Annotated in this window: 14 protein-coding genes; 9 read left to right on the forward strand and 5 right to left on the reverse strand. The window is 62.9% G+C overall.

Translation table 11 applies throughout. The annotated features are described in order from the left end of the window. Positions 1-11: 11 nt before the first annotated feature. A complete protein-coding gene (locus tag ACUN0E_RS06175; protein ID WP_445565980.1) occupies positions 12-950 on the reverse strand; it encodes a helix-turn-helix domain-containing protein in 939 nt (312 codons plus the stop codon). A gap of 142 nt (positions 951-1,092) precedes the next feature. On the opposite strand from ACUN0E_RS06175, the gene ACUN0E_RS06180 reads away from it, so the two are divergent. After that, on the forward strand, positions 1,093-1,992 hold the full coding sequence (locus tag ACUN0E_RS06180; protein ID WP_445565981.1) for a DMT family transporter: 900 nt from the start codon (positions 1,093-1,095) through the stop codon (positions 1,990-1,992). 75 nt (positions 1,993-2,067) lie between these two features. Here the strand turns inward: ACUN0E_RS06180 and ACUN0E_RS06185 are convergent, their stop codons facing one another. After that, positions 2,068-2,985, reverse strand: a complete 918-nt coding sequence (locus tag ACUN0E_RS06185; RefSeq protein ID WP_445565982.1) for a LysR substrate-binding domain-containing protein — start codon at positions 2,983-2,985, stop codon at positions 2,068-2,070. A gap of 280 nt (positions 2,986-3,265) precedes the next feature. On the opposite strand from ACUN0E_RS06185, the gene ACUN0E_RS06190 reads away from it, so the two are divergent. The 7 genes from ACUN0E_RS06190 (at position 3,266) to ACUN0E_RS06220 (ending at position 11,488) form a co-directional block, all read left to right on the forward strand. Next, complete coding sequence (locus ACUN0E_RS06190; RefSeq protein ID WP_445565983.1) at positions 3,266-4,594, forward strand: MFS transporter; 1,329 nt, start codon at positions 3,266-3,268, stop codon at positions 4,592-4,594. Between the two features lie 163 nt (positions 4,595-4,757). Continuing rightward, entirely contained in the window at positions 4,758-6,017 is a 1,260-nt protein-coding gene (locus ACUN0E_RS06195) for a CaiB/BaiF CoA transferase family protein (protein ID WP_445565984.1), read from the forward strand. Positions 6,018-6,191: 174 nt separating this feature from the next. Next, the gene (scpB, locus tag ACUN0E_RS06200) at positions 6,192-6,992 is read left to right on the forward strand and encodes a methylmalonyl-CoA decarboxylase (RefSeq protein WP_445565985.1); all 801 of its coding nucleotides are present in this window, start codon (positions 6,192-6,194) and stop codon (positions 6,990-6,992) included. A 1,019-nt stretch (positions 6,993-8,011) separates the two neighbouring features. Beyond that, positions 8,012-8,728 carry an ABC transporter permease gene (locus ACUN0E_RS06205; protein WP_408240135.1) on the forward strand — a complete coding sequence of 239 codons (717 nt, stop codon included), beginning with the start codon at positions 8,012-8,014 and terminating at the stop codon, positions 8,726-8,728. Next, positions 8,725-9,621, forward strand: a complete 897-nt coding sequence (locus ACUN0E_RS06210) for a glycine betaine ABC transporter substrate-binding protein (protein WP_445565986.1) — start codon at positions 8,725-8,727, stop codon at positions 9,619-9,621. Before ACUN0E_RS06205 ends, ACUN0E_RS06210 begins: the two co-directional genes overlap by 4 nt. A gap of 14 nt (positions 9,622-9,635) precedes the next feature. Then, positions 9,636-10,289 (forward strand): ABC transporter permease, encoded by a 654-nt coding sequence (locus ACUN0E_RS06215; protein ID WP_408240129.1) that lies wholly within the window; start codon positions 9,636-9,638, stop codon positions 10,287-10,289. Then, positions 10,286-11,488 (forward strand): osmoprotectant ABC transporter ATP-binding protein OsmV, encoded by a 1,203-nt coding sequence (locus tag ACUN0E_RS06220; protein ID WP_408240126.1) that lies wholly within the window; start codon positions 10,286-10,288, stop codon positions 11,486-11,488. The genes ACUN0E_RS06215 and ACUN0E_RS06220 overlap by 4 nt, the downstream gene beginning before the upstream one ends. 87 nt (positions 11,489-11,575) lie before the next feature. On the opposite strand, the gene ACUN0E_RS06225 is transcribed toward ACUN0E_RS06220, so the two are convergent. Next, entirely contained in the window at positions 11,576-13,006 is a 1,431-nt protein-coding gene (locus ACUN0E_RS06225) for an MFS transporter (protein ID WP_445565987.1), read from the reverse strand. A 127-nt stretch (positions 13,007-13,133) separates the two neighbouring features. Between ACUN0E_RS06225 and ACUN0E_RS06230 the strand changes: the two genes are divergently transcribed. Beyond that, positions 13,134-14,003 (forward strand): LysR family transcriptional regulator, encoded by an 870-nt coding sequence (locus ACUN0E_RS06230; RefSeq protein ID WP_445570389.1) that lies wholly within the window; start codon positions 13,134-13,136, stop codon positions 14,001-14,003. A gap of 43 nt (positions 14,004-14,046) precedes the next feature. Here ACUN0E_RS06230 and ACUN0E_RS06235 read toward each other — a convergent pair whose 3' ends face one another. Together ACUN0E_RS06235 and ACUN0E_RS06240 are read right to left on the reverse strand one after the other, a co-directional pair. Next, on the reverse strand, positions 14,047-15,039 hold the full coding sequence (locus ACUN0E_RS06235; RefSeq protein WP_445565988.1) for a LysR family transcriptional regulator: 993 nt from the start codon (positions 15,037-15,039) through the stop codon (positions 14,047-14,049). Continuing rightward, complete coding sequence (locus ACUN0E_RS06240; protein ID WP_445565989.1) at positions 15,036-16,463, reverse strand: MFS transporter; 1,428 nt, start codon at positions 16,461-16,463, stop codon at positions 15,036-15,038. Before ACUN0E_RS06240 ends, ACUN0E_RS06235 begins: the two co-directional genes overlap by 4 nt. Between the last annotated feature and the right edge of the window lie 10 nt (positions 16,464-16,473).

A 16,473-nucleotide genomic window follows, 5' to 3' on the forward strand; every position in this document is an offset into this window, starting at 1 on the left:
CCGGCTAGCCACTATGCGGCGCTGACCACCTGCCGATACGCTGTCGGCGCCACGCCGACGCTTTCACGAAAACGGTGGCTGAAATGGCTGGCGTTCGCATAGCCGCATTGTTCCGCGACTTGCGCGAGCGGCAGTCTCGTGGTGCGCAGCAGCGTGCGTGCGCGTTCGAGCCGTTGCTGCGCGATCCACGCAGCGGGCGGTAGTCCGAACGACGTGCGGAACATGCGCGCCAGATGATATTCCGACAATGCTGCTACACCGGCAAGCTCGCCGAGTGTGAGCGTGTGTGCCAGATGGCTCTCGATGTAGTCGCGCAAGCGCCGCCGCGTTGCGACCGACAGGCCGCCCTTGAGCGACGCATCCGTGCGGCGCACGCCTTGTGCGCGCAGCAGCAGACTCAACACCTGATGCGCGGTTTCATTGGTGCGCAGCAAGCTGTCGGAGTCTTGCCAGTCTTCATTGGCGAGCGATTGGCACAGGCTCGCGATGCGGGCGTCTTCGAAATAGGTGCGATCGGCGAGCGTCAGTTCGCGCGGCTCGCGATCGAGCTCCTGCACGGCGCGCTGTGTGAAGTGTTCGGGCAGGAAGTAAAGATGCATGAAATGCATGTGGCCGCGCACCCACCAGCGTGATTCATGTTCGCCAGGTAACGCGCAGAGCCGCGACGGCGCGCCGTAGCGCCCAGGCATTTTCTGGCGCTCGGTGCGATAGCCGCCATCCAGATAGCACGACAGCGTGTGATGGCCCGGCCGATCATAGACGGTCTCGGCTTCCTCGGTGTCGCGGGTCCAGAGAGCGATGGCGAGCCGGTCGCCGAGCCACGCGAACCGTTCGAGATTCGCGTTGGCGCTGCGCAGCGTGTGACAGACCGACTGAAGGCCGAACGGCGTTTCGGTGGATTCGATCACGGGGGCGGGCGGTCTGGCGTTCACGGAACGAGCGGGATGCATCCGGTGACAGGGTAAGCCTCAGTATACGGCGAGCGGTCGCCGGCGGCTCGCCCGTCCGAAAAAGTGCGCAATCCTGGACAAGTGCGGCGGCGGGCGCGGCAGCATAGTTGAGCTTCCGCATTTTGCTGCTACAGGCTTCGTCATGAATCTTTCGCTCTATGCCATCACCGTCCTGATCTGGGGCACCACATGGATCGCGATCAAATGGCAATTGGGGGCGGTGCCGCCGCCCGTGTCGATTGCGTGGCGTTTCTGGATCGCGGCGCTGATACTGTTCGCGCTACTGCGCATCATGCGCCGGCCGATCTGGCCGCCGCGCGCCGCCTGGCGCTTCCTGGCCGCGCAAGGCCTGGCGCTCTTCTGTCTCAACTTTCTGTGTTTCTACTATGCCGAACAGGTGGTGCCGAGTGGCCTCGTGGCGGTGGTGTTTTCCACCGCGCCGCTGTTGAATTCGATCAATGGCCGGCTCTTCATGGGGCGGCCATTACAACCGTCGGCGATTGCCGGTGCGGCGTTGGGGCTCGTCGGCATCGTGTGCCTGTTTGTCCAGCAGATGGCAGGACACCTGGGTGACCACACGGTGTGGTTGGGACTCGCTATCGCGTTTCTTGGCACCTTGTGCTTTTCGGCCGGCAATCTGCTGTCGAGCCGGATGCAATCGATGGGCTTGCACCCGTTCGCGACCAATAGCTGGGCGATGCTGATCGGCGCCGGCGTTTTGACGGTCGGAAGCGTGCTGGCCGGCTTTTCGTTCTCCATCGAGCCTGACGCGCGTTATCTCGGTGCGCTCGCTTATCTGGCCGTGTTTGGCTCGGTGATTGGCTTTACCGCGTACCTGATGCTGGTCGGGCGCATTGGGCCAGAGCGGGCCGCCTACTGCACCGTACTGTTCCCGATTGTGGCGCTGGCGGCGTCGACGGTATTCGAAGGCTACCGATGGTCCGCGTTGGCGGTGGTCGGACTCTTCCTGGTGGTGGCGGGGAATCTGGTGGCGTTCGATCTCACGCGGCGCATCTTTGTGCGGCGGGTGAAGGCATCCTGAGGGCGCGGTGCCTGGGGTCCAACTGCGCTTCCTCAGGCGGCTCCGCGAATGCCGACGCTTTGAGGCGACGGCACCCTAATCCGCCGCTGCCCATTCCGGCCGCTTTCCCAGGCTGTCGAACAGTTCGAGTATCGTCGCCTTGACCTTCTGCACGGCATTGCTCAGTAACGCCGTGTCGTGCCAGCAGAGCGACAGGTCGCGCGAGAACAGCGGGTGATCGACCTTGGCAAGCTTGAGCTTGTGTTCATCGAGTTCGACGTGCGCAGCGGTCCACGGCAAGATCGTCACGCCTAACTTCGCCATCACTGCCGCGAATAACAACGCGGTCGAACTAGCCTCGAAGAGAATGTCGCACGGTAATCCGGCTTCGCGCAGTGCCCAGTCGACGCGGCTGCGAATCGTATTCGGTGCGCTCGGCAGGATCAGCGGCATGCGCGCGAGTTCGGTGATCGACACCGGCTCGCGCGGCATCTGAAATTCCGGCCATGCAATCAGATAGAGCGCCTCGGTGAGCAACTTTTGCGCGGCGACCCCGCGCGTTTCGACTGCGTCCACCACGACAGCCAACTCCACCCGTCCACTGCCGATCAGACTGCCGAGCTCTGCGCTCGGTGCTTCGACCAACTCCAGCGCGATGCCGGGGTAGCGGTCGCGAATTGTGCGTGCAAGCGGGATCGCCACCATCCGCGCCGTGCTCGAAGGCATGGCGACCGACACTCTGCCCTGCGGAAACTCGGCATCCTGCCGTAGCAGTTCGCGCGTGCTGTCGGCTTGCCGCAGCAACTCGATCGCATGCCGGTAGAGCGTTTGCCCGGCTGCGGTGGGCGCCACGCCCTGCACGCTGCGCTCGAGCAACTGCATTCCCAGATCACGCTCCAGATTGCGCATCTGCTGGCTGATCGCGGGCTGCGCGATATGCAGCGCTTCGCTCGCGCGGGTGACGTTGCCGCACTCCACCACTTTGACGAAATACCGCAGTTGCCGAAGATCCATGTGCGTCGCTCGCTCCTTCTTCCCATAACGAAATCCGATCGAGCTAGAGAAATATCATATTTTTCGATTATCGAGCGCGTTCTTATACTCAATCCACAAAAAACCGAAGCGTGCCCAGCCTGAGGTGTCCGGCACCGCTTCAAAACGGCCGGCGCCTGCTGGCAGCAACCATCTTGCATGGGACCAGAGTAAGCGCTAAAGCGCTAACTCTGATCGACGGCTTTGCATGGGACCAGAGTAAGCGCTAAAGCGCTAACTCTGGTCGACACAGGAGACAAGGATGTCCAAAGCGATCGCTGCATCGACGGCCGGGCTCAAGCCCCGGCGCACGCCCCTCACCCGCGAGCAGATCGGCGGCTTCTGGGCGGTTTACTCGGGATGGGTGCTGGACGGCGTGGATTCCGTGATCTACGCGCTGGTGCTGATTCCGGCGCTGACCGAATTGCTGCCTGTTTCGGGCATTGCCGCGACGCCCGGCAATCTCGGCATGTATGGTTCGATTCTGTTTGCATTGTTTCTGATCGGCTGGGGTCTGTCATTCATCTGGGGACCGCTCGCCGATCGTTTCGGACGGGTCAAAACGCTGGCCGCGAGCATCCTTATCTACTCGGTGTTCACCGGCGCCGCGGCGTTCGCGCACAACGTCTGGGAGCTTGCCGCTTTCCGGCTGATTGCCGGTATCGGGGTGGGTGGCGAATGGGCGCTGGCCGGCACGTATGTCGCCGAGAGCTGGCCGGAGGATCGCCGCAAGATGGGCGCGGGCTATCTGCAGACCGGTTACTACGTTGGATTCTTCCTTGCCGCCTTGTTGAACTATACGGTCGGCGCGACGTATGGCTGGCGCGCGATGTTTCTATGCGGTCTGGCACCTGCGTTGGTGGCGATTTTCACGGTGCTCAAGGTGAAGGAGCCGGGTCAATGGCGCAAGGCCACGCACGGCGTCGGTCAGACGAATGCCGTGGCTGTGACGAGGCGCCGGCCGCTGCTGGAGATATTCGCGCCGGCTTATCGGCGTCGCACGTTGACGAGTGCGAGTCTCGTGGGCGTGGCGATCATCGGTTTGTGGGCGGGTTCGGTCTACGAAGCGAGCGCGGTTGTGACGCTGGCGACGCGCGCCGGCATCGATCGCGTCGGCGCTGTACATCTTGCGTCGATCGGCGCGGCGGTGTTGTCGGTCGGGACGATTCTCGGTTGTCTTGTGGCGCCGTGGCTGTCGGAACGATTGGGGCGACGGGGTGCGCTCGGCGTGTATTTCGCCGGGATGGCGGTGTCGATCGTGTTCGCCTTCGGCTGGGTTTTCTATCTGCCGAATGGGCTCAATCTGTTCATGGTGTCTCTGCTGTTCCTCGGCTTCTTCGGTGGCAATTTCGCGATCTTCTCGCTGTGGCTGCCGGAGCAGTACCCGACCCGGATACGCGCCACTGCGTTTGCTTTTAATGCGTCCGTGGGCCGCTTGCTCGGCGCTGGGGTGAACTTCCTGCTGGCTGCCGCGATTCATTGGCAAGGTTCGCTCGGACTGCCGATTGCATGGACTGCTGTGGCCTTTGTGATCGGCCTCTTGATCTTGCCATTCGCTGTCGAGACCCGTCATCAGACGTTGCCGGAATAGCGCCTCGTTGAGTGCTTCGCCTGGGCTATTCGCACTGGCCGTCGGAAGGCATAACGCCGACACGTCTCTCGGGTCTTTCGCACCAGTCACTGGACGCTGCAGGCAACGCGTCGACGTAGCGCTCGAGCTATCCGCACCCGTCATCAATTCGCTGGAGAACTGAATGCAAGCGTTACAAGGAATCAAGGTCGTCGAACTGAGCCGTGCGTTGTCGGGGCCGTTCTGCTCGATGGTGCTGGCCGATCTCGGCGCGGACGTCATCAAGGTCGAACCGGGCCCGGGCGGCGACATGAGCCGGACCTGGGGGCCGTTCGACCGGGGTGTGAGTACCTACTACTTATCTTGCAACCGCAACAAGCGCGGCGTGTGCATCGATTTTCGCAACCCGGAGGGACTGGCCGCGATTCACCGGCTGATCGACGATGCCGACGTGGTGATCGAGAACTTCAAGCCTGGCACCATCGACAGTATGGGGCTCGGCTATGACGTGCTCAGCGCGCGCAATCCGCGCCTCGTGATGGGCAGCATCAACGCGTTCGGCGCCGATGGTCCGATGAGCGGCTGGCCGGGTTTCGACCAGATCGCGCAAGGCTATTCCGGGTTGATGAGCCTGACCGGTTTCGCCGATGGCGACCCCACGCGCACCGGCACCGCGATCGGCGATCTGAGTTCGGGCATGTGGCTCGCGATGGCGATACTGTCCGCGTTACTGGAGCGTGAGCGAACCGGGCGTGGCCAGCATGTGAGCACGTCGTTGCTCGCGAGTCTGGTGGGGCTGCTGAGCGTGCATGGACAGCGCTACCTGAGTCTTGGCGACATTCCGCGCCGTACAGGCAACGCGCATGCGGTGATCGCGCCTTATGGGGTGTTCGAAACCGCCGACGGTCCGCTCAACATCGCGCCGATCACGTCGGACATGTGGCTGCGCTTGTGCCAATTGCTCGATTTGCCCACGTTGCCCGACGATCCGCGCTTCGCGACCAACGAAGCCCGCGTTGCGCATCGTGATGAACTGAAGGCCGCTTTGGAAGCGCGGTTGAAGACGCGCAGCAAACGGGAGTGGACAGAACTGTTCATCGGTGTGGGCTTGCCGGCGGGGCCGATCAATACGCTGGATGAAGTGTTCGCTGATCCGCAAGTGCAGCATTGCCGATTGGTGGAAACGATCGAACATCCGGCGCTCGGCGCGCTGCGTCAGATTGTGACGCCGGTGTCGAGTTCCGCGGTAACGGGCGATTCTTCGCATCACGTGAGCCGGCATGCGCCGCCGGGTCTGGGCGAACATACTGTCGATGTGTTGCGCGAGGCCGGATTCGATGAGGCCGCAATTGAGGCGTTGCTTGCCGCGAAAGCCGTGCATCAGCAGGGCGAGTATTTGCGGCCGGAGAAGGCGCGGGAACGCACCGCTAGAGTTTCGCAATGAGCGCCGACGCAAAACCTGGAACTCGGCGCGGGAGCCAGGCAATGAGCAGGCCACAAACTTTGGAACATGCTGCGGGGGCTGCACTATGAGCCCGAGACAAAACTCGAAACAGGACCGCGGAGGTCGCGTATCAAGCGCGCCGCGAATCTTGGAATATGCTGCAGAGGCCACACAATGAGCACACCGAACGCATCGCCGTTTGCGGTAACGGTCGATATCGTAGATGAACGGATCGCACGCTTGACGTTCAGTCATCCTGCGCGCAGGAATGCCCTCAGCGCGGAATTGTTGCAAGCGCTCGACTCGCACCTTTGCGAGCTTGCTGCACAGCGCATACCGGTCGTGATACTTGGCAGCGGCGTTGGGCAAGACGTCTGGAGCGCGGGCCACGATCTTGGAGAGTTGGCGCACGACCGCGACCCGATCGCCTACGGCAAGCCGTTGGAACAGGTGTTGCGCCGCGTGCGTGCCTACCCGGGTGTGGTGATTGCGATGGTGTCGGGCTCCGCGTGGGGCGGCGCCGTCGATCTGGCGATGAGTTGCGACCTCGTTGTTGCCGACGGCAGCGCGCGTTTTTCGATGACACCGGCGAACATCGGCTTGCCCTATACGACGAGCGGCCTGCTGCGCTTCTTCAACAATCTGCCAATTCACGTATTGAAAGAGATGTTCTTCGGGGCGCAGCCGCTCGACGCCTCACGCGCGGAGCGTTTCGGCGTAATCAACCGCCTGGTCGACAGTGACAAACTGGAAGCAACGGCGCTTGAACTTGCGCGCGGAATAGCAAACAAAGCGCCGCTGGCGATCCAGGCGGTCAAGGAACAACTTCGGATACTTGAAGATTTGCAGCCCATGCCTGTTCAGGCGATGGAGCAGATTGCCGAACTGCGTCGACGGGCGTGCGAAAGCGCTGATTTCAGCGAGGGGCTGGCGGCGTTTTCGGAGAGGCGACCACCGTTGTTTAGGGGTAGGTAACCAAAGCGTTGTTTGAGCGCGAACATGTTTGAGGAGAGCCGATCAAGAAACAGCGACGCCTTAAACGATCACGCCTGCACCAACAGCACTGAAGGTGAGTCTTTCCGGGAGCAAAAAAGTAAACTGAAGACACCACGGGTGAGCTTTTCCGGGAACGCGAAAAGCGCAAAGCGCGCAACTGCAAGGGCTTCACGGGACACCCCGGGGCAAAGAAGCACCCATATGATTTTATGAACCACGCGTCGGCGCGCGCAGCGCCGCCGGATGTATGACGGCCTTGTCACCGAGGCAGAATGTGCGAGAACACAGATTCCAGATGCACCACTACCGTGGCTGCGCGGGGGACCCGCTTAAGAATTAGCGGTGTGAGCCGCTTTCTCTTGCTTACTTCTCTTTGCGGCGGCAAAGAGAAGTCAGTGCCTGCCCCGCACAGGGGCGAACGCTAATAGACCACTAAGAAATCAAGAAAAGGCCAACGCCATAAAAGCACAGACAAGACGCGCCGAGCAGGCAAACAAAACTACAGACAAAACAAGAGACAAAACAAGCAAAGCCCCCGCCGCAGGCACCCAAACAGCAAGCCAAAACGGCTATGGATTAACCACATGGGTAGACGAACCCACCCAACGCCCGTATAATCCCAGCATCCTAACCGTGAAATATCAGCTACATAGGCCAAGTTAGAAGGGGTTGAATGCAAATTAGCAGCAAACCGCATCCAACCCATCGCAGGTAAAAAACCGGCACCTCAAGGGGCCCCAAGCCCCTTAAAACGGACAAGCTACCTAGCGTAGCTATCCACATCATCGATGGATCTGGCGCCAGTCTTTACTAACTGGCAAGCCACCGAGGGCAGACGCAAACACCACCCTCGCGCCGAGGAAAAACAAACCCCTCGGCACCACTCGGTTCAATTCGCGGCACTAGCCGCGTCCCGAACTTCCCATTCGCAGCGTCATCACGACGCCTGTGCGGCGTGGCTATTTCCGCGCGTCGCTCGAACAAGGAGGCGCATCTTCATGATTCAACGTCCTGCCAGACTGATCGGCAGTCTTGTCGCCATCGGCATTGTCGTCGCGTTGCTGTGCCGTGCGATCGACCCCAGCGCACTGCACCAGTACGCGCCCGATCTCGTCTACTACACGAAACGGCACCTGCTGCTGGTCGGCTACTCGATGGCCCTCGCACTGCTTGTCGGCATCCCCTGCGGCGTGCTGCTCAGCCGCCCGTCGTTCGCGCGTCATGCCGAACGCTTCATGCAAATCTTCAACATCGGCAACACGATTCCATCGTTGGCCGTGCTGGCGATCGCGCTCGGCATCTTCGGTATCGGTGATATTCCGGCGCTGGTCGCACTGTTCCTCGCATCCTTGCTGCCGATCACGCGTAACACTTACGAAGGCATGAAGAACGTATCGCCCGCCTTGCGTGAAGCGGCCCGCGGTCTCGGCATGACTGGCTGGCAATCGCTTGTGCGCGTGGAGTTGCCCAACGCGATGCCGATCATCATCGGCGGCGTGCGTACGGCGCTCGCGATCAACGTGGGCAGCGCACCGCTCGCGTATCTGATCGGCGCGGACAGCCTCGGCACGTTGATCTTCCCGGGCATCTATCTGGACAATCAGCAGCAGCTCTTGCTTGGCGCCGCGGCCACTGCGATTCTCGCGCTGGTGCTCGACGGCATCGTCTCGGCCGGCAGCCGCTACCTGCTTGCACGACGCGGGGTGACGGCATGATGAATCTGTTCAAACGCAGCCGCTGGATCGCAGCCGGCGCGCTGCTCTTCTCGAGTCTCCACGCAGGCGCGGCGACTTTGGTGCTCGGTGGCAAAAACTTCACCGAGCAGTATGTTCTGACCGAGATCACCTCGCAGTACCTGCGCTCGAAGGGCTACACGATCGACGCCCGCACGGGTCTCGGCAGCACGCTGCTGCGCAGTGCGCAGGAGAACGGCCAGGTCGATGTGGTGTGGGAATACACCGGCACGGCCGCGATCGTCTACAACAAGATCACCGAGAAGCTCGACCCGAAGACGATGTATGAGCGCGTAAAAGCGCTCGACGCAAAACGTGGTCTCGTCTGGCTCGACTGCTCGCCGCTGAACAACACGTACGCGCTCGGTTTACCGCAGCAGCTGGCGCAGCAAACGGGCATCCGCACGATCTCGCAACTCGCCGCGAAGCTCGCCGCCGAGCCGAACAAGAAGCACGTGTTCGCAATGGATGCGGAGTTCGCCAATCGCCCGGACGGGTTGAAACCGCTCGAAGCCGCCTACGGCATGCAGTTCAGCCGTGCGGAAACGCGTCAGATGGACCCTGGCCTCGTTTACACGGCGTTGCATAACAACCAGGTGCCGATCGGTCTGATCTACACGACGGACGGCCGCGTGAAGGGCTTCAACATCGTGCCGCTCGAAGACGACCGCCACTATTTTCCCGCGTATAACGCCACGCCGGTGGTGCGCAAACCGATCCTCGACCAGAACCCGCAACTCGCCACGCAGTTGAACGCGCTATCCGACGCGCTGAACAACGACGCGATGCTCGAGATGAACAAGCAGGTCGACATCGACGGCAAGCCGGTGCGTGAAGTCGCGGCGGACTTCCTGCGCACGCACAAGCTGCCCTGAGCGGAGACCTTTATATGACTGTATTCGACTATCTATCGGCCAACTGGCCGGAACTGCTGCAACTGACCGCGCAACACGTGTGGCTGGTGGGGATCGCGGTGGGCTGCGCGATTATCGTTGGCGTACCCCTGGGTATCCTGATCAATCGCCATGAGTGGCTTGCCGCGCCGTTACTGAGCGTTGCGACCGTCGTGCTGACTCTGCCGTCGATCGCGCTATTCGGCTTGATGATCCCGGTGTTCTCGCGCTTCGGCCAGGGCATCGGCGCAGTGCCGGCGATTACTGCCGTGTTTCTGTATTCGCTGCTGCCGATCATGCGCAACACCTACCTTGCGCTGCGCAACGTGGACGCCGGCATCAAGGAAGCCGGTATCGGCATCGGCATGACGGACTGGCAACGGCTGCGTCTTGTCGATTTGCCGCTCGCGGTACCGGTGATTCTCGGCGGCGTGCGCACGGCTGTGGTGATGAACATCGGCGTGATGACGATTGCCGCGGTGATCGGCGCAGGCGGTCTCGGCACGCTGATCATCCGTGCGATCGGCCAGAGCAACATGATGAAACTACTGGTGGGCGCCGTGCTGGTGAGCGTGCTCGCGATCGTCGCCGACTTGCTGCTACAAGCGTTGCAACGCTTGCTGACACCGAAGGGAGTACAAAAGACATGATCGAACTCGACAAACTGACCAAGACGTTTACGCAGAAAGACGGCCAGCAGGTACGCGCCGTCGACTCGGTGAGCCTCACTGTCGGCGAAGGAGAAATCTGCGTGTTTCTCGGACCCTCAGGCTGTGGCAAGACCACCACGCTGAAGATGATCAACCGTCTGATCGCGCCGACCTCGGGCCGCGTGCTGATCAACGGCGAGGACACCTCGGGCCTGAACGAAGTGGAACTGCGCCGTCACATCGGCTACGTGATCCAGCAGATCGGCCTGTTCCCAAACATGACGATCGAAGAAAACATCACGGTCGTACCGCGTTTGCTGGGCTGGGACAAGAAGCGCTGCCGCGAACGTGCGACGGAATTGATGTCGATGGTCGCGCTCGATCCGAAGCAGTATCTGAAGCGCTATCCGCGCGAGTTGTCGGGCGGCCAGCAGCAGCGGATCGGCGTGATTCGCGCATTGGCTGCCGATCCACCGGTGCTGCTGATGGACGAGCCGTTCGGCGCGGTCGACCCGATCAATCGCGAGTCGATCCAGAACGAGTTCTTCCAGATGCAGCGTCAGTTGAACAAGACGGTGATCATGGTGAGCCACGACATTGACGAAGCGATCAAGCTCGGCGATCGCGTTGCCGTGTTCCGCCGCGGGCAACTGGTGCAATATGATCACCCGGACACGCTGCTGGCGCATCCGCGCGATGAGTTCGTCGGTGCGTTCGTCGGTCAGGACAGCACGTTGAAGCGTCTGCTACTGGTCAAGGCCGGTGACGCCGCGACGCAGCCGGAAACCGCACGCGCTGATACGCCCGTCACGCGCGCGTTCCAGATGATGGACGACAGCGATAGCCGCTACCTGACCATCGTTGACGATAACCAGCAGGCGCTCGGTTATGTGACGCGCCGTGCGGCGCGTGCGGGACAGGGCGTGTGCGGCGAGCATCTGAGCGAGTTCAAGGCAACGGTGAGCGCCGACGAGCATCTGCGCATCGTGCTGTCGAAGATGTATCAGTTCAACTCGTCATGGATGCCGGTGCTGGATGGCGACGGCCGTTACATCGGCGAAGTCACGCAGGATTCGATCGCCGACTATCTGAGCTCGGGCCGTTCGCGCCGGCAGACCGGTCAGGCGGCGATCGTGTCGCCCGCCGTGGCTGCGGCGGAAGCGGCTGCTGCTCAAGCTGCCGTCTCAGCACACACCTGAGGCCCGGAACGGCCGCTGGTTGACCGGCCGGCGTGTGGCGCAAGCTACGACCACGGCCGCATCCGGCCGCGCCAGACCAGGGATAACTCAAGCCGCGCGCCGGCCTTCGCTCCATGCTGGCGCGAAGGCCGCGAACGCAGCCAGAACCGCGGCGCTCGCATACGTCACCAACCCCATTCCAGCAACGCACCACAACGCTGTCGACACATGCGGCGCCAGAATCGTCGCCGCACCCGCCATCGCGACGCCGACGAGGCCACCCGCCTGCCGCAACGCATTCAGCACGCCCGAGGCGACACCCGCCAACTCGCCGGGCACCTGTTCCAGCACGGTCGAGATCATTGGCGGCACCGACAACGCCGTACCGCCGCCGAACATCACCATCGCCGCATACGTGACGACCCACGGCGCGCGCCATTCCAGACTCATTGCCATCGCCGGTACCGCAAGCGCGGCCAGCGCGAGTCCCGTTGTCATGAACTGCGTCGCCGTGAAGCGGCCATGCAACTTGCCGGCCAGCACGTTGCCGAGCGACAGGCTGCCGGCGAGCGGCAACAGCGTCAGACCGATCTGCCGCGCGTTGAAACCGAACTCGCCGTGCAGATACAGGCTCAACTCAAACAGCAATCCGAAGTAACCGACATAGACGAGCGTACCCATCGCATTCATCGTCACGAACATGCGGTTGTTGAACCACTCGACCGGCACCATCGGATGGTGTGCGCGGCGCTCGACGGCGACGAGCGTCAGCGTCGCCAGCACGGCGAGCAGTGCCGCGCCCCACACCTCGCGGGCAGCGATTCCGCGCGACGGCAATTCGATCGCCGCATAACAGAGCGCCCCGAGTGCGACGATGCTCGCCAACTGCCCACCCCAGTCGAAACGGCGCCCGACGCTGCGCGTCGAATGGCGCACGACGACCCATGCGCCCGCGAACGCAAGCAGCCCGGTCGGCACGTTGATCAGAAATGCACTGCGCCAGCCGAAGCCTTGGACGAGAAGGCCGCCCAGTACCGGCCCGATTGCCGCTGCCACGGAGGCGATCCCGGCCCATGCCGCGATGGCGCGGCCGCGCTCGACAGGGTCGTCGAACGTGCTGCGCACGATGGCCAGCGACGCCGGCAGAAACAGCGCCGCGCCGCTGCCCTGCACGAAGCGCGCGACCACCAGTGCGCCGACGTTCGGCGCCCACCCGCAAGCCGCAGAAGCGACGACGAACAACGCAAGTCCCCACAGATACACCGCCTTCGCGCCGAACCGGTCGGACGCGACGCCGCCCGCGAGGATCAGCGCGGCGAAGCTCAGCGTGTATGCGTCGACGATCCATGCGAGACCGCCCACGGACGCCCCCAGGCTGGTGTGCATTGCCGGCAGGGCGACGTTGACGATGGTGGTGTCGAGCACGGCCATGAACATACCGCTCGCCACCAACGCCAACGTCAGGCGCGGACGTTTGGCCTGCCGCGCCGTGTCGGCAAGCGCGGTGGCCAGCGGTTGTTCAGCGGTGCATTCGGTCATCGCACGTTCCTAGGACTAAATCTGCATTGGGTCGATCGACGAAGTCTAGTCACATCCGCGAATGCAATAAAGCAGTGAATTTGCATGTGTATGATGCAAAAATGCATCAGGGATAACGCAGCCAATGATCAACTGGGACAACGCACGATTTTTTCTCGCCGTGGCGCGCACGGGGACGTTGCGCGGCGCGGCGGCGCAACTCGATGTCGATCAGGCGACGGTCGGCCGGCGGATCGCTGCGCTCGAAGCAACGCTTTCGACGACGCTGTTTCTGCGCACCCCCGCCTTGTTCGTGCTGACGCCGGCCGGCGAAGCACTACTCGGGGCGGCCGAGACGATGGAGCAGGCGGCCTTGTCGATCGAACGGCGGATTGCCGGACTCGACGATCAACTGGCCGGCACGATTCGTGTCGCCACCACCGATTCGCTCGGCAAACGCTTCGTGGTGCCGGCGATTGCCCAAGTACGGCGTGCGCATCCGGGCATCGAAATCGTCTGCGTGACGTCCGCGCAGATCACCAATCTGACGCGGCGCGAAGCCGATGTGGCGATCCGCACGCTGCGGCCCGATGCGCCGGACCTGATCGCACGCAAGCTCGCGCAACTCGAGGTCGGCATTTACGCGTCGCGCGAATATGTTGCCGCACGCGGCGAGCCGCGCGAAGGTGAGGCATTCGACGGTCACGATCTGGTGATGTATCAACAGCCGGTCTCGCCGTCGATGTGGGCGGCTTTGTGTGGCGAGCCGACTTCGCGTGGGCGTCTCGTGTTCCAGACGCAATCCACGGCGATGTTGTTCGAGGCGGCCCTTGCCGGCTTCGGTGTCGCCGAGCTGCCGTGTTTTCGCGCCGATTACGAACCGGTACTGGTGCGCGTGATGCCGCATCGAGCGGAGCCATTCGATGTCTGGGTAGTCGCGCACGCCGATCTGTACAAGACCGCGCGGATGCAGGTGCTGATTGCTGCGGTAGCGGAGGAATTCGCGCAGGCGCGTTGAAGCGCATAAGTGCAAATCGACGCGTATTTGCACGCCGGTGCGCCTAGTGCGATTTCGTATCGGCTTCGTGTATCCGCTGCGCATCGAGCACCGGCCACGGCGGTGGATCAGCCAGCCGTGGCGCTGCCTTAACCATTCCGGGAGTGTTTTCGAACACCTCGGCAAGCCAGTCGACAAAGGCTCGCACGCGCGGCGAAATCTGCCGGCTTTTCACATACGTCACGGAGATGGCGATGGGTGTCGGCTTGCACTTCGGCAGGACTTCGACCAACTGTCCGGATGCAAGGTACGGCGCAGCGGCGGCGCGCCCAGGCTGAATCATCCCCAGCCCTTCGAGCCCGCACGCGAGGTACGTGTGTTCGTCGTTCACCTGAATGAAGCTGTCCACTTTGACCTTGCTTGCCCGCGCTGCCACGTTGAAGTCGAAGTCCACGCGCCGGCCGGTTTGCGTCGACAGCCAGTTCACCGCGACGTGATTCGAGAGATCGTCCAGGTGACGCGGCTCGCCGAATCGCGCGAGATACGCGGGGCTCGCACAGGTGACGCGTTCGAGTAGTCCGAGGCGGCGTACCAGCAGCCGGGAGTCGGGCAACTCGCCCAATTCGATGCTGCAATCCACGCTCTCGCCGACCAGATCGAGCGTGCGATGACTCACGCCGAGCGCCAGCTCGACATGCGGATGCAGCGCACGAAACGAGGCCAGGGCGGGCACCACGATCGATGCGGCGATCATGCCCGGCATCGCCACGCGCAAGCGGCCGCGCAGATTTTCCGGGCTGTTGAAGAGACCCGACTCGACTTCTTCGATTGCGGCGAGAATCTGCGCGCAGCGTTCGTAGTAGGCGGCGCCTTCCGCGGTCAACGTGACCTTGCGTGTTGTACGCACCAGCAACTGCACGCCGAGCAGGGATTCGAGCGCCTGCACGGTGGTCGTCGCGGTGGCGCGTGGAATGTCGAGCGACTCGGCGGCGCGCGTGAAACTGCTGGCATCGACGATCCGCACAAAGATCCGCATGGCTTGTACTCGGTCTATCACAATGCTTCTCCAGTGAGACGCGGCGTGTGGCGGGTCAGCCCGGCAGCGAACAGGGGCGCGAGCGCGAACGTCGCGAATAGCCAGAGCGCGGTGTGTTGCGCGCCTGGCAGCGGGGCGAGAGTCGTAAGACCGGCACCGTTTGCGATGAGGCCCGCGAGCGCCGAGCCGAACGCCATCGCGAACAGTTGAATGGTGGTGATCGAGAGTGACGCGAGGTTTTCTTCGCCCGGCCGCGCGGCGGTAAACACACGCGTGAGCAGATGCGGCCAACCGATCCCGACGCCCAGTCCAACGCTCGCGAGCGCCGCGCACAAGGCGACCGTGCCCGGCAAGCCGTCGAACAGACCTGCTATCGGCATCAACCATGCGAGCGCGGCGAGTCCGACTGCCGCGATCACTGGCCCGGCGCGGCTCAAGCGCTGCGCGGCGGCTGCGGAGCGGCCGGCGCTGAACATCGAGCCGACCGACCAGCCGGCTGCCATCAATGCGGTCAGATAGCCGGCGGCCAGCGGCGAACGTCCGTGGATCGTCTGCAAGAAATACGGCACGAAGATTTCACTGGTCACGCCGATACCGAGCAGACTCATGCAGGCGTAGATGCTGCCGATCCGCGTGCGAATCGAGAACGACCCGCTCGGCAACAAGCGTGTGCGAGGGTCGCTGCGTTCGAGTCTTGCGAGCAGCCATACGAAGCCGAGGCCGGCGATGACGCCGAGCGCGTTCCAGCGCATGTCGTCGGTTAATGCAGCGAGCGAGATCACCAGGACCGAGGCGCCGAGCAAGCTGACCTTGAGCAACGGAATCGGTTGAGCCGCTTCACCGTGGGCGCGTTTGTCATCGACCTCGCGATGCACGATCACGGCGAGCAGCAGCACGACCGGCAGCAACACCCAGAACGCCAGCCGCCAGTCACCGAGCTGCGCGAAGATGCCGCCGACCGCTGGGCCGCATAACGTCGCAACGCCCCACATGCCCGATACCAGCCCCATTGCGCGTGGCCACAGGCGCTCCTCGAACACCACGCGAATCAGCGCGTAACTGAGGGCGAGCAGAATACCGCCGCCGAAACCTTGCAGCGTGCGGCCGGCGAGCATCCATAGCATCGACGGTGCGGTCGCGCACACCACGGTGCCCAACGCGAACACCGCCAGCGCGCTGAAGTACGCGGAGCGCGCGCCGAGCATCGCGAGCAGGCGCACCGACAGCACCGAGCCGAGAATCGATGCGACCACGAACAGCGTGGTGTTCCACGCGTACAGTTCGAGCCCGCCAATGTCATGCACGACCGACGGCAGGATCGTCGTCGCCACATACACGTTGGTGGCATGCAGCGCGACCCCGCCTGCGAGGCCCAAGGCTCGCCAGCCGTTGCTGCCGCTGAGCAGATCGCTCCAGGCCGGCACATCTGATTGCAGATTTTTCATGTCATGGACA

It is taken from the genome of Paraburkholderia sp. D1E (genome assembly GCF_052682275.1).